Source organism: Massilia sp. (genome assembly GCF_032106685.1).
GTDB lineage: Bacteria > Pseudomonadota > Gammaproteobacteria > Burkholderiales > Burkholderiaceae_D > Telluria.
Map to the genome: position 1 here is coordinate 1 of NZ_DAMCPG010000042.1, position 15,708 is coordinate 15,708.

Genomic DNA, 15,708 nt, shown 5'->3' on the forward strand with positions numbered 1-15,708 from the left:
CCGGCGTGGCCTGCGTGAACCGCATCTATACCGACCTGGCGGTGATCGACGTCACGCCCGAGGGCTTGCGCGTTCTGGAAATGGCGCCGGGCCTCGCGTTCGAAGATCTGCAGGCTGTGACGGATGCGCCTTTGCTGAGGTGAGCACGGGCGCGGCACTGCGCGCACGTCGAATTTTTGGCACAATGGTGCGCCTGTCATCGGGCTGCCGTCACGGCGGCCCGAGGCTTTTGCGCGCGGGCCGCGCCTCCCTCATGCCTTTGCCAAGGTTTCACGTGAACGACTACCACTTCTATGAGCCGGCGCAGGGCCACGGTCTTCCGCACGACCCCTTCAATGCCATCGTCGGCCCCCGCCCGATCGGCTGGATTTCGAGCCGCAGCGCGGATGGCATCCTGAACCTGGCTCCCTACAGCTTCTTCAACGCCTTCAACTATGTCCCCCCGATCATCGGCTTCTCCAGCCAGGGGCGCAAGGACACGCTCAGGAATGTCGAGGCGACCGGCGAGTTCGTGTGGAACCTGGCGACCCGCCAACTTGCCGAGGCCATGAACGTGAGCTGCGCACCGGCGCCGCCCGAGGTCGACGAATTCGCGCTTGCCGGCCTGACCCCGGCGCCCGCGCGCATCGTCGGGACGCCGCGCGTCGCCGAATCGCCGGTGGCCTTCGAATGCCGCGTCACCCAGGTGATTTCGCTCCAGACCACCCGTGGCGCGGCCACCGGCAACTGGCTGGTGCTGGGGGAGGTGGTGGGCGTGCACATCGCCCGGCACCTGCTGAAGGAAGGCATCTACGATACCGCCGGCGCCCGGCCGATCCTGCGCGGCGGCGGCCCCGCCGACTATTTCGAGATCACGCCCGAACAGCTGTTCCGCATGCACCGTCCCGGCTACCCTCTCGACCGCTGACGCTGGAATGGCATAGATCCCTGTTTTTACAGGGATTTTTTTATTCCAGCCTTTCGCCGGCGGCGGAAACAACGGATAATGCGCCATCTTTTTGCGACAAATCTGGAATTCCCATGGAAATCAAAGTCAACTTCCTCGACAAGCTGCGCCTGGAAGCCAAGTTCGACGACTTCACCGTCATCGCCGACCAGCCAATCCGCTACAAGGGCGACGGCTCGGCTCCCGGTCCCTTCGACTACTTCCTGGCCTCGTCGGCGCTGTGCGCGGCCTATTTCGTGAAGCTGTACTGCGACACCCGCAACATCCCGACCGAGAACATCCGCCTCTCGCAGAACAACATCGTCGACCCGGAAAACCGCTACGCCCAGATCTTCAAGATCCAGGTCGAGCTGCCGGGCGACATCTCCGACAAGGACCGCCAGGGCATCCTGCGCTCGATCGACCGCTGCACCGTCAAGAAAGTGGTGCAGCAGGGGCCGGAATTCGTCATCGAAGAGGTCGAGAGCCTGGACGCCGACGCCCAGGCCCTGCTGACCCTGCAGCCGGACGGGGGATCGCGCACCTACATCCCCGGCAAGGACCTGCCGCTCGAGGAAACCATCGCCAACATGGCGGGCAAGCTGGCCTCCTGGGGCATCAAGATCGAGATCGCGTCCTGGCGCAACATCGTGCCCAACGTGTGGTCGCTGCACATCCGCGACGCGCACTCGCCGATGTGCTTCACCAACGGCAAGGGCGCGACCAAGGAGAGCGCGCTGGCCTCGGCCCTGGGCGAGTACATCGAGCGCCTGAGCAACAACCACTTCTATGCCGGCTCCTACTGGGGCGAAGAGATCGCCAACGCGGACTTCGTGCATTATCCGGACGAGCGCTGGTTCCAGCCCGGCCCCGACGACGCGCTGCCAGGCGAGATCCTCGACGAATACTGCCTCGCCGTGTACGACCCCGACGGCGAGCTGCGCGGCTCGCACCTGGTCGACACCAACTCCGGCAACGTCGAGCGCGGCATCGTGTCGTTCCCCTACGTGCGCCATTCGGACGGCGCGACCGTGTACTTCCCGTCCAACCTGATCGAAAACCTCTACGCCAGCAACGGAATGAGCGCCGGTAACACCCTGGCCGAAGCCCAGGTGCAGTGCCTGTCCGAGATCTTCGAGCGCGCCGTCAAGCGCGAGATCCTGGAAGGCGAGCTGGCCCTGCCCGACGTGCCGCAGCACGTGCTGGACAAATACCCGGGCATCGTCGCCGGCATCAAGGGGCTGGAAGAGCAGGGCTTCCCGGTGCTGGTCAAGGACGCCTCGCTGGGCGGCCAGTACCCGGTGATGTGCGTGACCCTGATGAACCCGAAGACCGGCGGCGTGTTCGCCTCCTTCGGCGCCCACCCGAGCTTCGAGGTGGCGCTGGAGCGCAGCCTGACCGAACTGCTGCAGGGCCGCAGCTTCGAGGGCCTGAACGACCTGCCGCAGCCGACCTTCGCCAGCGAAGCCGTGACGGAACCGTACAACTTCGTCGAGCACTTCATCGATTCGAGCGGCGTGGTGTCGTGGCGCTTCTTCAGCGCCAAGGCCGACTACGATTTCGTCGAGTGGGATTTCTCGGGACAGGGCGAGGATTCGAATGTCCAGGAAGCCGCGACCCTGTTCGGCATCCTGGAAGAGATGGGCAAGGAAGTCTACACGGCGGTGATCGACCAGCTCGGCGCGACCGCCTGCCGCATCATCGTGCCCGGCTACTCGGAAATCTACCCGGTCGAGGACCTGGTGTGGGACAACACCAACAAGGCGCTGCTGTTCCGCGAAGACATCCTGAACCTGCACCGTCTGGATGACGACGCCCTGGCCGACCTGCTCGATCGGCTGGAGAACAACGAGCTGGACGAGTACTCCGACATCGCCAGCCTGATCGGCATCGAGTTCGACGAGAACACCGACTGGGGCCAGCTTACCGTGCTCGAGCTGCGCCTGCTGATCAACCTCGCCCTGAAGCGTTTCGAGGAGGCGCACGAGCTGGTCGGCGCCTTCCTGCAGTACAACGACAACACCGTCGAACGCCGCCTGTTCTACCAGGCGCTGAACGTGGTGCTGGAAGTGGTGCTCGACGAGGAGCTGGAACTCGACGATTACGTCGTCAATTTCCGCCGCATGTACGGGGACAAGCGCATGGACGCGGCGCTGGGTTCGGTGGACGGCAGCGTGCGCTTCTTCGGCCTGACCCCGACCAGCATGCAGCTCGAGGGCCTCGACAGGCACCACCGCCTGATGGACAGCTACAAGAAGCTGCATGCCGCGCGGGCAAAGGCGGCGGCGCGCTAAGCGACGCCTTGTGGCCGGGGCGGCGCCAGTCGTCCCGGCCTGGAGGCCTGCGCGCCGAGCCGCCGGCCGGGAAGCGTACCAAGCGCTCTAGCGGTAAAACTCGACGCAGAAGCGCACCGGCCCCTCGGCCACGACGTGGTGCAGGACCTGCGGCTCGACGATGCCGGGTGTGCCCGGCCCGAGCAGGTGTTTCTCGGACGCCGGCCCGTCGATCACATAGCGCAGGCCGCCCTCGCGTACGACGATGCGGCCCCAGACGCCGGCCGCCGTCGCGTGATCGCGCAGCAGTCCCGCCGGCACGCTATCCTGGTTGAACTCCGGCGTCGTCTTGTAATGGACGACATGGTCAGGCAGGCTTTTCATGGCGCTCCTTCAGGCCACCTCGGCGCGGCCGAAATAACCATATTGCAAACTGGTGGCGATGCGCCGCGCGGCGGCCAGGAAACGTTCGGCGACTTCCGGCGCGAACAGGCGCCGCGCGTGGGCCTCGAGCAGGCCCAGCCAGTGCCGGAAATGTTCCATCTCGACGCCCTGCAGCTGCATGTGCTTGCCGAACACGTTGCCCTTGAATTCGGCGCTGGACAGCATGACCGAACACCAGAAGTCGACCATGCGGGCGAGATGCGGTTCCCAGTCCTCGCCGATGGCGCCGTCGAAGATCGGCTGCAGCAGGCTGTCGCGCCGGATGTCGGTGTAGAAATCGTTGACCAGCAGGGTGATCGACGCGCGGTTCAGTTCCTGGTACATGGTGGTGCCTGCCTCGGGTGGAATACGGACTGGGCCGGGAACGTGGCCTGCGCGAGCAGGCGCACGGCCGGACATAGGCGCATTGTGGCAGATTCCGGCGCGGCAGGGGAGACGTGGGCGGCGTCGGACCGTGGATGAGGTAGTGGCTGGAAGGCACCGGCCGCAAGGGCAGGCGCTCAATCCTCGTGGGCCTCCACGCCCGCCACCACCGGCGCCGCTGCTGCCGCCAGGTAATTGTCCTTGAGCCGCACGTAATGCTCGGCGAGGTAACGCACCCGGCCCAGCTCTTCCCCGGTCAGCGCCCGCACCCGCCGCGCCGGCCGCCCCAGGTAGAGATACCCGCTTTCCAATACCTTGCCCGGCGCGACCAGGCTGCCGGCGCCGACCAGGACATGGTCCTGGATGACGACGTCGTCCATCAGGATCGCGCCCATGCCGACCAGGCAGTCGTTGCCGATGGTGGCGCCATGGATGATCACCGCATGGCCGATGGTGACATAGTCGCCGATGACCAGCGGCGTGCCGACCGGGTTGTGTTCGCTGCGGTGCGAAACGTGGCAGATGGTGAAATCCTGGATGTTGGTGCAGCGCCCGACGTGGATGTGGTTGACGTCGCCGCGCAGGACGGCATTGCACCAGATCGAACTGTCCTCGCCGATGCGCACCTCGCCGATGACTTGCGCCGATTCGTGCACGAAAGCCCGTACCCCGATCTCGGGGTGGAAGTCGAGATAGCCGGTGATCGACATCGTCAGCTCCTGGTGGATGTGCCGGGGAGCGCGCGCGGGCGCTTTCCAGTCCTGTCAGTTTAGGCCGCCGGAACGCGAATAAGTTCGGCCGGCCAACACGTCGACGCGTAAGCCGGCTGACGCTGTCGGTGAGAATGCGAGGATTTTCGCATGGGAAATTTCAGTATATTCAGGCCTGGCTAGCGCTTTCCAGCCGTCCACGGACCTTTCTTGCTTCGGAACGATATGTCTACAAGAACCCATGCAGGACGCATGCTCGTCCTTCTGCTATGCGCCATCGCGCTCCCTCCAGCAACCGCCAGGGAAGGGGGCCAGGCCAGCGAGCGACAGATCAAGCAACGCATCATCGAGGAATCGATCGCCTCGTATCCGGGCCGCTGCCCCTGTCCCTACAACGTCACGCGCAACGGCAGCGCCTGCGGGGGCCGCAGCGCATGGAGCCGGAAGGGCGGTTATGCGCCGATCTGCTACGAGCGCGAGGTGACCAGGGACATGGTCAGCGAACGACGCAAGCAGGAGCGCGGCCCGGCGCGGGAAGAAAACAGCCGGCGCGTCGCGGCCGACTAAGCCGGCCTGGGCGGCGAATCGCCCACTGCGCGCCTACCTCTTTGACATGGGAGGTGCGCACCGCCCGCCATCCAGCGCATAATGCACGAGTTCCCCAGGGAGGAAGCGGATGCGCGACGCGATCATCATCGGAGCGGGCCACAACGGCCTGGTGTGTGCCTTCTACCTGGCCCGCGCCGGCCTGAAGGTCACCGTCGTCGAGCAGCGCCAGGTGGTCGGCGGCGCCGCCGTCACCGAGGAGTTCCACCCGGGCTTTCGTAATTCGGTCGCCTCCTACACGGTCTCCCTGCTCAATCCCAGGGTGATCCGCGACATGGACCTGGCCGGCCGCGGCCTGCGCATCGTCGAGCGGCCCCTGTCGAACTTCCTGCCCCTGGACGACCAGCGCTACCTGAAGGTCGGCGCCGGCCGGACGGCTGCCGAGGTGGCGAAATTCTCGCAGCGCGACGCCGCCAGGCTCGACGCCTACGCCAGCCACCTCGACGCCGCCGCCGGCCTGCTGCGCGAGCTGGTGCTGCAGACGCCGCCGAACCGCGTGGAAGGCGGCTGGCTGGCCGCGCTGCCCGAGCTGCTCAAGGCCGGCAAGCTGGGCAATCGGATGCGCAGCCTGTCGCTTGCCAGCCAGCGCGAACTGCTCGACCTGTTCACCAAGTCGGCCGGCGACTACCTGGACGGCTGGTTTGAGAGCGCGCCGATCAAGGCGGCGTTCGGCTTCGACAGCGTGGTCGGCAACTACGCCAGTCCCTACACGCCCGGGTCGGCCTACGTGCTGCTGCACCACGTCTTCGGCGAGGTCAACGGCAAGAAGGGGGCCTGGGGGCACGCCATCGGCGGCATGGGCGCGATCACCCAGTCGATGGCGAAGGCGGCCCAGGCCCTCGGCGTCGAGATCCGGCTCGGCGACGGCGTGCGCGAGGTGCTGCTGGAGCATGGCCGCGCCAGCGGCGTGGTCACGAGCAAAGGCGAGCGCTTCGACGCGCGCGTGGTGGTCTCGAACCTGAACCCGCGCCTGCTGTACACGAAGCTGGTCGACCCGGGCGTGCTGCCGGACGACTTCCTGCGCCGCATGCAGGGCTGGCGCTGCGGTTCCGGTACCTTCCGCATGAACGTCGCGCTGTCGGAACTGCCCAGCTTCACTTGCCTGCCCGGCAGCGAGGCCCAGGAGCACCACGGCAGCGGCATCGTCATCGCGCCCAGCCTGCAGTACATGGAACGCGCCTGGATGGACGCGCGCCTGCACGGCTGGTCGCGCGAGCCGATCGTCGAGATGCTGATTCCTTCCACGCTCGACCCGACCCTGGCGCCGCCTGGCCAGCACGTGGCCAGCCTGTTCTGCCAGCACGTGGCGCCCGAACTGCCCGACGGATCGAGCTGGGACGCGCACCGCGAGCGCGTCGCCGACCTGATGATCGACACCGTCGACCGCTGGGCGCCTAACTTCAAGCGCTCGGTGCTGGGCCGGCAGATCATGAGCCCGCTGGACCTGGAACGTACCTTCGGCCTGGTGGGCGGCGACATCTTCCACGGCGCCCTGGGACTGGACCAGCTGTTCGCGGCGCGGCCGATGCTCGGCCACGCCGACTACCGCGGCCCTGTCGCGGGCCTGTACACCTGCGGCGCGGGCACCCATCCGGGCGGCGGGGTGACCGGGGCGCCGGGCCACAACGCGGCGCGCGAGGTGCTGCGCGACGTGGCGCGGCGGCGCGCATGAGCAGGGCGCTGCTGTGCGCGCTGTTGCTGCTGGCGGCGGTGGCCGCGCGGGCGGACCCACCGGCGGCCGACCTGATCGTCCTCGACCCTAACTTCTTCACCGTTCCGGAAGAGGACATCGCCACCATCCAGGTGCCGCAAACCGTGGTCGGCTGCAAGATCGTGTACGAAGCCGGGGGCAAGCCCTTCAAGCCATGAGATCGGCCACGATTTCCAGCGACTTCAGGCGCTTGGCCGGATCGAACACGTCGCAGACAACCATCAATTCGTCGGCGCCGGTCTCCGCGACCAGCCGGTCCAGGCCCGCGCGCACCGTCTCGCGGCTGCCGATCACGCTGCAGCCCAGCATCCGCCCGGCCTGGAATTTTTCGGCGGGCGTCCAGTAGGCCTCGATATCGTCGACCGGCGGCTGCATCAGCCCGGGCACGCCGCGGAACAGGTCGGCGAACGCCATCTGCTGCGAGGTCGCCAGGTAGCGCGCTTCCTCGTCGGTATCGGCGGCGATGACGTTCACGCCGACCAGCGCATACGGCTTGTCCAGCTGCGCCGAGGGCTTGAAGTGGGAGCGGTAGTAGTCCAGCGCCTGGTGCAGCATCTGCGGCGCGAAGTGCGAGGCGAAGCCGTAGGGCAGGCCCAGGTGGGCCGCCAGCTGGGCGCCGAACATGCTCGAACCGAGGATCCAGAGCGGCACCGCGGTGCCCGAGCCAGGCACCGCCTCGATGCCGCCGACCTCGCCGCCGGGCGCGAGGAAGGCCTGCAGCTCGAGCACGTCCTGGGGGAAGTTCTCGGCGCTGGCCGGGCTGCGGCGCAGGGCGCGCAGGGTGGTCTGGTCGGTGCCGGGCGCGCGGCCCAGGCCAAGGTCGATACGGCCGGGGAACAGGGTTTCCAGGGTGCCGAACTGCTCGGCGATCACGTAGGGCGCATGGTTCGGCAGCATGACGCCGCCGGCGCCGACGCGGATGGTGCTGGTGCCGGCCGCGATGTGGGCGATCACGAGCGAGGTGGCGGCCGTGGTGACGGCCGGCATGTTGTGGTGTTCGGCCACCCAGATGCGGCGGTAGCCCAGCCGTTCGACGTGCTGCGCCACGGTCCTGGCCTCGTCGAGGGCGGCGCGGCGGTCCGAGCCCTGGCGCACGCGGCCGAGTTCGAGAATGGAAAGTGGGGTCATTGCTGTGTCCTTGAGGTGGGGTATGCGCGCTGGCGAAGCGGCCGCGCCGCACGGAAGGACAAGAGTCGATACAGGGGCGGCGCTTGCCCCGGGACAGGCCCGGCAGCAGCGCTGGCGATCTGCGGATGATAGTCGATTGCGCCGATTCCCGCAGAGCACGGGGAAGTCCGCAGATTACTTCCCCGGCCCGGCCTTCCGGTCGTCCGCTGTCGTGCCGCCCAGCTTTTCCCAGTATCCCGGGGCGTTGTAGATGTCTTTCAGATAATCGATGAAATGGCGGATCTTCGCCGGCAGGTAGCGCTGCTGGGGATACACGGCCTGGATCGGATAGTCGTTGACGGCGAATTCGTCGAGCACGGTGACCAGCTCGCCGCGCTTGAGTTCGGCCTGGATCTCCCAGGTCGAGCGCCAGCCGATGCCCAGGCCCTGTTTCACCCAGTCGAACAGCAGTTCGCCGTCGTTGCAGGCCAGGTCGCCGTCGACCCGCACCGCGAACAGCCTGCCGTCGCGGGTGAAGGTCCAGCCGCGCTGCTGGCCGCCCTGCAGGTTGAAGGCCAGGCAGTTGTGGCGCACCAGGTCCTCGGGCGCGGCCGGCACGCCGTGGCGTTCGAAATAGGCGGGCGTGCCGCAGACCACGCGGCGGTTGGGGAAGAGCGGCACCGCGACGTAGTTCGGGTCCTGCACCTCGCCGATGCGAATCGCCATGTCGTAGCCTTCGCGCACCAGGTCGACCACGCTGTCGGTAAAGTTGAACGACATCTTCAGTTCCGGGTGGATGGCACGGAAGGGCGGGGCGTGCGGCGCCACGTGCGAGCGGCCGAAGGCGGCCGGCGCCGAGACCACCAGGTGGCCGCGCACGGTGCTGCGTCCCGCGCTGATGCTGTTCTCGGTGATCTCGAAGTCGCGCAGCAGCTGGCGGCAGGGCTCGAGGAACTGTTCGCCCAGGGCCGTGAGCGACAGGCCGCGCGTGGAGCGGTGCATCAGGCGCACCCCTAACCGGCCTTCGAGCGCATCGAGGCGCCGGCCCATCACCACCGGCGTGACGCCTTCGGCCAGCGCGGCCGCCGCGAAGCTGCCCTTCTCGGTGACCAGCACGAAACTACGGATCTCGGTATAGCGGTCCATGCCTGGCTCACTCCATACTTCTAGTATCGACAGAGCCAATAGTAGCAGCAATTCAACATTTCTGGACCCGGCGCTATCCTGACCTGGACGATCCGATCAATCCAAGGCAAGGGAGGCGACTATGGCCCGTATGAGGGCAATCGATGCGGCAGCAGCCGTGCTGCGCAAGGAAGGCATAGGCAGGGTGTTCGGGGTGCCGGGCGCCGCGATCAACCCGCTGTATTCGGCGATGAAGAAGAACGGCGGCTTCGAGCACGTGCTGGCGCGCCACGTCGAGGGCGCGTCCCACATGGCCGAGGGCTATACCCGCGCGCGGGCCGGCAACATCGGCGTGTGCATCGGCACCTCGGGCCCGGCCGGCACCGACATGATCACCGGCCTGTATTCCGCCTGGGCCGATTCGATACCTATCCTGTGCATCACCGGCCAGGCGCCGCGCGCCCGCCTCTACAAGGAGGACTTCCAGGCGGTCGACATCGAATCGATCGCCAAGCCGGTCACCAAGTGGGCGGTCACGGTGCGCGAGCCGGCCCTGGTGCCGCGCGTGTTCCAGCAGGCCTTCCACATCATGCGCTCGGGTCGGCCCGGCCCGGTGCTGATCGACCTGCCGTTCGACGTGCAGATGGCCGAGATCGAATTCGACATCGAGACCTATGCCTCGCTGCCGGTCTACAAACCGTCCGCCACCCGCGCCCAGGCCGAAAAGGCGCTGGCCATGCTGAACGCCGCCGAGCGCCCGCTGATCGTCTGCGGCGGCGGCGTGATCAATTCCGATGCGGCGGCGCGCCTGCAGGAGTTCGCCGAACTGGTCGGCGTGCCCGTGGTCCCGACCCTGATGGGCTGGGGCGCAATCCCCGACGACCATCCGCTGATGGCCGGCATGGTCGGCCTGCAGACCTCGCACCGCTACGGCAACGCCACCATGCTCGCGTCGGACTTCGTGATCGGGATCGGCAACCGCTGGGCCAACCGCCACACCGGCTCGGTCGAGGTCTATACCAAGGGACGCAAGTTCGTCCACATCGACATCGAGCCGACCCAGATCGGGCGCGTCTTCGATCCCGACTACGGCATCGTGTCCGACGCCGGCGCCGCGCTCGACCTGCTGATCGAGGTGGCGCGCGGCCTGAAGCTGATCCACGGCCTGCCCGACCGCGGCGCCTGGGTCGCCGAGTGCCAGTCGCGCAAGCGCACCATGCTGCGCAAGACCCACTTCGACGGCGCGCCGCTCAAGCCCCAGCGCGTGTACGAGGAGATGAACCGCGCCTTCGGGCCGGACACCTGCTACGTCAGCACCATCGGCCTGTCGCAGATCGCCGCCGCCCAGTTCCTGCACGTGTACAAGGAGCGCAACTGGATCAACTGCGGCCAGGCCGGCCCGCTGGGCTGGACCATTCCGGCTGCGCTGGGCGTGTGCGCCGCCGATCCAGAACGCGAGGTGGTCGCCATCTCGGGCGACTACGATTTCCAGTTCATGATCGAGGAGCTGGCCGTCGGCGCGCAGTTCAAGCTGCCCTACCTGCACGTGGTGGTGAACAACGCCTACCTCGGCCTGATCCGCCAGGCCCAGCGCGGCTTCGACATGGACTACTGCGTGCAGCTGGCCTTCGAGAACATCAACGCGCCCGAGCTGGAAAGCTATGGCGTCGACCACGTGGCCGTGGCCGAGGGCCTGGGCTGCAAGGCGCTGCGGGTGCGCCGCGCCGAGGACATCGGGCCGGCCTTCGACCAGGCGCGCGCCTGGATGCGCGAGCACCGGGTGCCGGTCGTGGTCGAGATCATCCTCGAACGCGTCACCAACATCGCGATGGGCACCGAGATCGATGCCGTCAACGAGTTCGAAGCACTGGCCGTGCAGCGCGAGGATGCGCCCACGGCGATTGCCAACGTCTGAAGGAGAAAGACCATGCCAAGATTTGCCGCCAACCTGACGATGCTGTTCAACGAGCTGGCCTTCCTCGACCGCTTCGAAGCCGCCGCGAACGCCGGCTTCAAGGGCGTCGAGTACCTGTTCCCCTATGGCTACGACGCCGCGGCCCTGGCCGAACGGCTCGACCGCCTGCAGCTGGTCCAGGTGCTGCACAACCTGCCGGCCGGCGACTGGGAGAAGGGCGAGCGCGGCATCGCCTGCCACCCGGACCGGGTCGGCGAGTTCCAGGACGGCGTCGGCCGCGCCATCGACTACGCCCGCCTGCTCGGCTGCAAGCAGGTGAACTGCCTGGCCGGGGTCCAGCCGGCGGGCGCCGACGTGGACGCCGTGCACCGCACTTTCGTCGAGAACCTGCGCTTCGCGGCGGACAAGCTGAAGGGTGCCGGCATTCGCCTCCTGATCGAGCCGGTCAACACGCGCGACATCCCGGGCTTCCACCTGAACCGCACCGAACAGGCGATTGCCATCCTCGACGAGGTCGGGTCCGACAACCTGTTCCTGCAATACGACATCTACCACGCCCAGCGCATGGAAGGCGAACTCGCCAACACCATCGAGCGCCACCTGGCGCGTATCGCCCACATCCAGCTGGCCGACAACCCCGGGCGCAACGAGCCGGGCACGGGCGAGATCAACTACCCCTGGCTGCTGCGGCACATCGACCGCCTCGGCTACGACGGCTGGATCGGCTGCGAATACAAGCCGGCCGCGGACACCCGTGCGGGACTGGGCTGGATCGCGGCCCTGGCCTGAACGACGACAAACAAGACAGAACGAGACATCAAGGAGAACGACATGGCAACGATCGGATTCATTGGGCTGGGCATCATGGGCGCGCCGATGGCGGGACATCTCGCCAACCACGGACATCGCCTGTTCACCTACACGCATGGCGAGACGCCGGCCTCCCTCATCGAGGCCGGCGCGGTCGCCTGTGCCAACAGCGCCGAGGTCGCACGGCAGGCGGACGTGATCATCGTCATGGTGCCGGACACGCCGCAAGTGGAAGAGGTGCTGTTCGGCGAATTCGGCGTGGCCGCCGGGCTCACCGAGGGCAAGGTGGTGGTCGACATGAGCTCGATCTCGCCGGTGGCGACCAAGGATTTCGCCAAGCGCATCCGCGAGTTCGGCTGCGAGTACCTGGACGCGCCGGTGTCGGGCGGCGAGGTCGGCGCCAAGGCGGCCAGCCTCACCATCATGGTCGGCGGCAGCGAGGCGGCCTTCGACCGGGTGCGTCCGCTGTTCCAGCTGATGGGCAAGAACATCACCCTGGTCGGCGGCAACGGCGACGGCCAGATCACGAAGGTCGCCAACCAGATCATCGTGGCGCTGACCATCGAGGCGGTCGGCGAGGCCCTGCTGCTGGCGGCCAAGGCCGGCGCCGACCCGGCCCGGGTGCGCGAAGCGCTGATGGGCGGCTTCGCCTCCTCGCGCATCCTCGAGGTGCACGGCGAGCGCATGGTCAAGCGCAACTTCGCGCCGGGTTTCCGCATCGACCTGCACCGCAAGGACCTGAACCTGGCCTTGACCACCGCGCGCCAGCTCGGCGTGGCGCTGCCGAACACCGCCACCGCCCAGGAGCTGTTCAACACCTGCGCGGCCCACGAGGGCGGCAGCTGGGATCACTCGGCCATGGTGCGGGCGCTGGAAATCATGGCCAACTTCTCCATCGGCCAGGAAGCCTGATGGACGCCGGCCACCGCGAACTGCTGGCGCGCATGTTCGAGGCCGCGGTCGACGCGGCCCAGCCGGCGCGCCGCATCCCCCTCTACTTGCCCGAAGCGCCGACAGGGCGCACCGTCGTCATCGGCTTCGGCAAGGCCTCGGCGGCGATGGCGCAGGCGCTCGAGCGCGCCTGGCCGGGGCCGCTGAGCGGCCTGGTGGTCACGCGCTACGGCTATGCCGTGCCCTGCGAACGCATCCGTATCGTCGAGGCCGCGCACCCGGTGCCGGACGCCGCCGGGCTGCAGGCGGCGCGCCAGATGCTGGAGACGGTGCAGGGCCTGGGCCCGGACGACCTGGTGATCTGCCTGGTCTCCGGCGGCGGCTCGGCGCTGCTGCCCTTGCCGGGCGCCGGCATCGCGCTGGAGGACAAGCAGGCCATCAACCGTGCGCTGCTGGCCTGCGGCGCCAGCATCACCGAGATGAACTGCGTGCGCCGGCACCTCTCGCGCATCAAGGGCGGGCGCCTGGCGGCGGCCTGCCATCCGGCGCGCGTCGTGAACCTGCTGATCTCGGACGTGCCGGGCGACGATCCGGTCGACATCGCCTCCGGGCCGACGGTGGGCGACCCCAGCACCTGCGCGGACGCGCTGGCGATCGTGCGCCGCTACGGGATCGCGCTGCCCCCAGGCGCGCTGGCCCTGCTCGAGAGCGGTCTCGGCGAAAGCGTCAAGCCGGACGATCCGCGCCTGGCGCGGGTCACGACTCACCTGATCGCTTCGCCCCAGATGGCGCTCGAAGCGGCGGCGCAGGTGGCGCGCGCGGCGGGCGTCACACCCGTGATCCTGGGCGACAGCATCGAGGGCGAGGCGCGCGAGGTGGCCAAGGTCATGGCCGGCATCGCCCTGCAGGCGCGCCGCCACGGCCAGCCGGCCGGCGCCCCCTGCGTGCTGCTGTCGGGCGGCGAGACCACGGTCACGCTGCGCGGCGGCGGGCGTGGCGGACGCAACGTCGAGTTCCTGCTGGCGCTGGGCATTGCGCTGAACGGCGCGCCCGGCATCCATGCGGTGGCGGCCGACACCGACGGCGTCGACGGCGCGGAAGAGGTGGCCGGCGCGTACCTGTCGCCCGATACCCTGGCGCGCGCCTGGGCGGCCGGAATGCCGCCGCGCGACAGTCTCGACGACAACGACGCCCACACATTCTTCGGACGGCTGGGCGACGCCCTGGTGACGGGGCCGACTTTGACCAACGTGAACGACTTCCGGGCTATCCTAGTCACCTGAAGCCTGTCTTCGCCTTTCTGCATTTTCTGTCTTGCAGGCGCGGACCCAGGTTCGCGCCTGTCTTTTTTCAGACCACAGGAGTTCCCATGCTACGCCAACGCCGTTCCCGCATCCTCGCCACCCTCGGTCCCGCCAGTTCCAGCATCGATCGCATCCGTGCACTGGCCCTGGCCGGCGCCGACGTGTTCCGCCTGAACTTCAGCCACGGCAGCCATGCCGACCATGCCGCGCGCTACGAAGCCATCCGCGCGGTGGAGCGCGAGATCAAGCGTCCGATCGGCGTGCTGATGGATTTGCAGGGTCCGAAGCTGCGGGTCGGCGCCCTCGCCGGCGGCAAGGCGCTGCTGGAAACGGGCGCGCGCTTCCGGCTCGACCTCGACTCCCTTGACGGCGACAGCACCCGCGCCAGGTTGCCGCACCCCGAGATCTTCGCCGCCCTGCATCCTGGCGCCGAACTGCTGCTCGACGACGGCAAGCTGCGCCTGCGCGTCGACGCCTGCGGGCCCGACTACGCCGAGACCACCGTGCAGGTCGGCGGCTGGCTGTCCGACCGCAAGGGCGTCAACGTGCCCGGCGTGGTGCTGCCGATTTCGCCCCTGACCGCCAAGGACCGCGCCGACCTGGCCTTCGGGCTGGAGCTGGGCGTCGACTGGGTCGCGCTGTCCTTCGTGCAGCGGCCCGAGGACGTGCGCGAAGCGCGCGCCCTGGTCGGCAAGCGCGCCTGGATCATGGCCAAGCTGGAAAAGCCGGCCGCGATCGACGCGTTGGAGGAGATCGTCGCCCTGTCCGACGGCATCATGGTGGCGCGCGGCGACCTCGGCGTCGAACTGCCGCCGCAGCAGGTGCCGGTCCTGCAGCACCGCATCGTGCATGCGGCGCGCGCTGCCGGGCGCCCGGTGGTGGTGGCGACGCAGATGCTCGAATCGATGGTGGCCGCGCCGGTGCCGACGCGCGCCGAGGTCTCGGACGTGGCCAGCGCCATCTACGAGGGCGCGGACGCGGTGATGCTGTCGGCGGAATCCGCCTCCGGCCAGTATCCGGTGGAAGCGGTGACGGTGATGGACGACGTGATCCGCGAAGTCGAGCGCGATCCGCGCTGGCGCATCGGCCTGGACGCCAGTCACACGCCGGCCGAGGCGACGACCGCGGACGCGATCTGCTGCGCGTTGCGCCGCGTCGCCAGCATGATCGCGCCGGCCGCCATCGTGGCCTATACCGCCAGCGGCGCCAGCTGCCTGCGCGCCAGCCGCGAGCGGCCGGCCGCGCCGATCCTGGCGCTGACCCCCGACCTGGGCATCGCGCGCCGGCTGGCCCTGGCCTGGGGCGTGCACCCGCTGCGCTTCGAGGAAGCGGCGGACCTGCGGCAGATGGTGGCCGACGGCGTGCACGCGGCGCGGGAACACGGCCTGGCCAAGCCGAACGACGACGTGGTGGTGGTGGCGGGCTTCCCTACCGGGCTGACCGGCAGCACCAACCTGCTGCACGTGGCGCGGGTGGGCGATGTGAAGTAAAAGGGCCGCACCAAAGCCAACGGGCGCCTCGCAG

Annotated in this window: 14 protein-coding genes and 2 pseudogenes; 11 read left to right on the forward strand and 5 right to left on the reverse strand. The window is 68.3% G+C overall.

Annotated elements, in window-relative coordinates:
• From RT688_RS19225 to RT688_RS19235, 3 genes and pseudogenes are all read left to right on the forward strand, one after another.
• A pseudogene (locus RT688_RS19225) lies at positions 1-143 on the forward strand (3-oxoadipate CoA-transferase); the annotation flags it as partial.
• 110 nt (positions 144-253) lie between these two features.
• Complete coding sequence (locus RT688_RS19230) at positions 254-907, forward strand: flavin reductase family protein (RefSeq protein WP_313706457.1); 654 nt, start codon at positions 254-256, stop codon at positions 905-907.
• A 113-nt stretch (positions 908-1,020) separates the two neighbouring features.
• A complete protein-coding gene (locus tag RT688_RS19235) occupies positions 1,021-3,219 on the forward strand; it encodes an OsmC domain/YcaO domain-containing protein (RefSeq protein ID WP_313706458.1) in 2,199 nt (732 codons plus the stop codon).
• An 87-nt stretch (positions 3,220-3,306) separates the two neighbouring features.
• On the opposite strand, the gene RT688_RS19240 is transcribed toward RT688_RS19235, so the two are convergent.
• The 3 genes from RT688_RS19240 to RT688_RS19250 all read right to left on the reverse strand — a co-directional run bounded on the left by RT688_RS19240 (position 3,307) and on the right by RT688_RS19250 (position 4,715).
• Positions 3,307-3,582, reverse strand: coding sequence for a DUF1971 domain-containing protein (locus RT688_RS19240; protein ID WP_313706459.1), 276 nt, complete (start codon positions 3,580-3,582; stop codon positions 3,307-3,309).
• A gap of 9 nt (positions 3,583-3,591) precedes the next feature.
• A complete protein-coding gene (locus RT688_RS19245) occupies positions 3,592-3,966 on the reverse strand; it encodes a group III truncated hemoglobin (protein ID WP_313706460.1) in 375 nt (124 codons plus the stop codon).
• Positions 3,967-4,142: 176 nt separating this feature from the next.
• Positions 4,143-4,715, reverse strand: coding sequence for a gamma carbonic anhydrase family protein (locus RT688_RS19250; protein ID WP_313706461.1), 573 nt, complete (start codon positions 4,713-4,715; stop codon positions 4,143-4,145).
• 252 nt (positions 4,716-4,967) lie between these two features.
• Between RT688_RS19250 and RT688_RS19255 the strand changes: the two genes are divergently transcribed.
• The 3 genes from RT688_RS19255 (at position 4,968) to RT688_RS19265 (ending at position 7,190) form a co-directional block, all read left to right on the forward strand.
• On the forward strand, positions 4,968-5,282 hold the full coding sequence (locus tag RT688_RS19255; protein ID WP_313706463.1) for a hypothetical protein: 315 nt from the start codon (positions 4,968-4,970) through the stop codon (positions 5,280-5,282).
• A 109-nt stretch (positions 5,283-5,391) separates the two neighbouring features.
• Entirely contained in the window at positions 5,392-6,993 is a 1,602-nt protein-coding gene (locus RT688_RS19260; protein ID WP_313706464.1) for an NAD(P)/FAD-dependent oxidoreductase, read from the forward strand.
• Positions 6,990-7,190, forward strand: a complete 201-nt coding sequence (locus tag RT688_RS19265) for a hypothetical protein (protein ID WP_313706498.1) — start codon at positions 6,990-6,992, stop codon at positions 7,188-7,190. Before RT688_RS19260 ends, RT688_RS19265 begins: the two co-directional genes overlap by 4 nt.
• Here the strand turns inward: RT688_RS19265 and RT688_RS19270 are convergent.
• Positions 7,180-8,160, reverse strand: coding sequence for an LLM class flavin-dependent oxidoreductase (locus RT688_RS19270; RefSeq protein WP_313706465.1), 981 nt, complete (start codon positions 8,158-8,160; stop codon positions 7,180-7,182). The genes RT688_RS19265 and RT688_RS19270 overlap by 11 nt on opposite strands.
• A 174-nt stretch (positions 8,161-8,334) precedes the next feature.
• Positions 8,335-9,285, reverse strand: coding sequence for a LysR family transcriptional regulator (locus tag RT688_RS19275; protein WP_313706466.1), 951 nt, complete (start codon positions 9,283-9,285; stop codon positions 8,335-8,337).
• A 121-nt stretch (positions 9,286-9,406) separates the two neighbouring features.
• Here RT688_RS19275 and gcl point away from each other — a divergent pair, with 121 nt between their 5' ends.
• From gcl to pyk, 5 genes and pseudogenes are all read left to right on the forward strand, one after another.
• Positions 9,407-11,179, forward strand: coding sequence for a glyoxylate carboligase (gene gcl, locus RT688_RS19280; RefSeq protein WP_313706467.1), 1,773 nt, complete (start codon positions 9,407-9,409; stop codon positions 11,177-11,179).
• Between the two features lie 12 nt (positions 11,180-11,191).
• Positions 11,192-11,968: a hydroxypyruvate isomerase gene (gene hyi / locus RT688_RS19285; RefSeq protein ID WP_313706468.1), complete on the forward strand. Its 777-nt coding sequence runs from the start codon at positions 11,192-11,194 to the stop codon at positions 11,966-11,968.
• A gap of 24 nt (positions 11,969-11,992) precedes the next feature.
• Positions 11,993-12,901, forward strand: a pseudogene (locus RT688_RS19290) (2-hydroxy-3-oxopropionate reductase); the annotation flags it as partial.
• Positions 12,901-14,163 carry a glycerate kinase gene (locus tag RT688_RS19295; RefSeq protein WP_313706469.1) on the forward strand — a complete coding sequence of 421 codons (1,263 nt, stop codon included), beginning with the start codon at positions 12,901-12,903 and terminating at the stop codon, positions 14,161-14,163. The pseudogene RT688_RS19290 and the gene RT688_RS19295, both read left to right, overlap by 1 nt.
• Positions 14,164-14,249: 86 nt before the next feature.
• Positions 14,250-15,674: a pyruvate kinase gene (gene pyk, locus RT688_RS19300; RefSeq protein WP_313706470.1), complete on the forward strand. Its 1,425-nt coding sequence runs from the start codon at positions 14,250-14,252 to the stop codon at positions 15,672-15,674.
• Positions 15,675-15,708 lie beyond the last annotated feature (34 nt).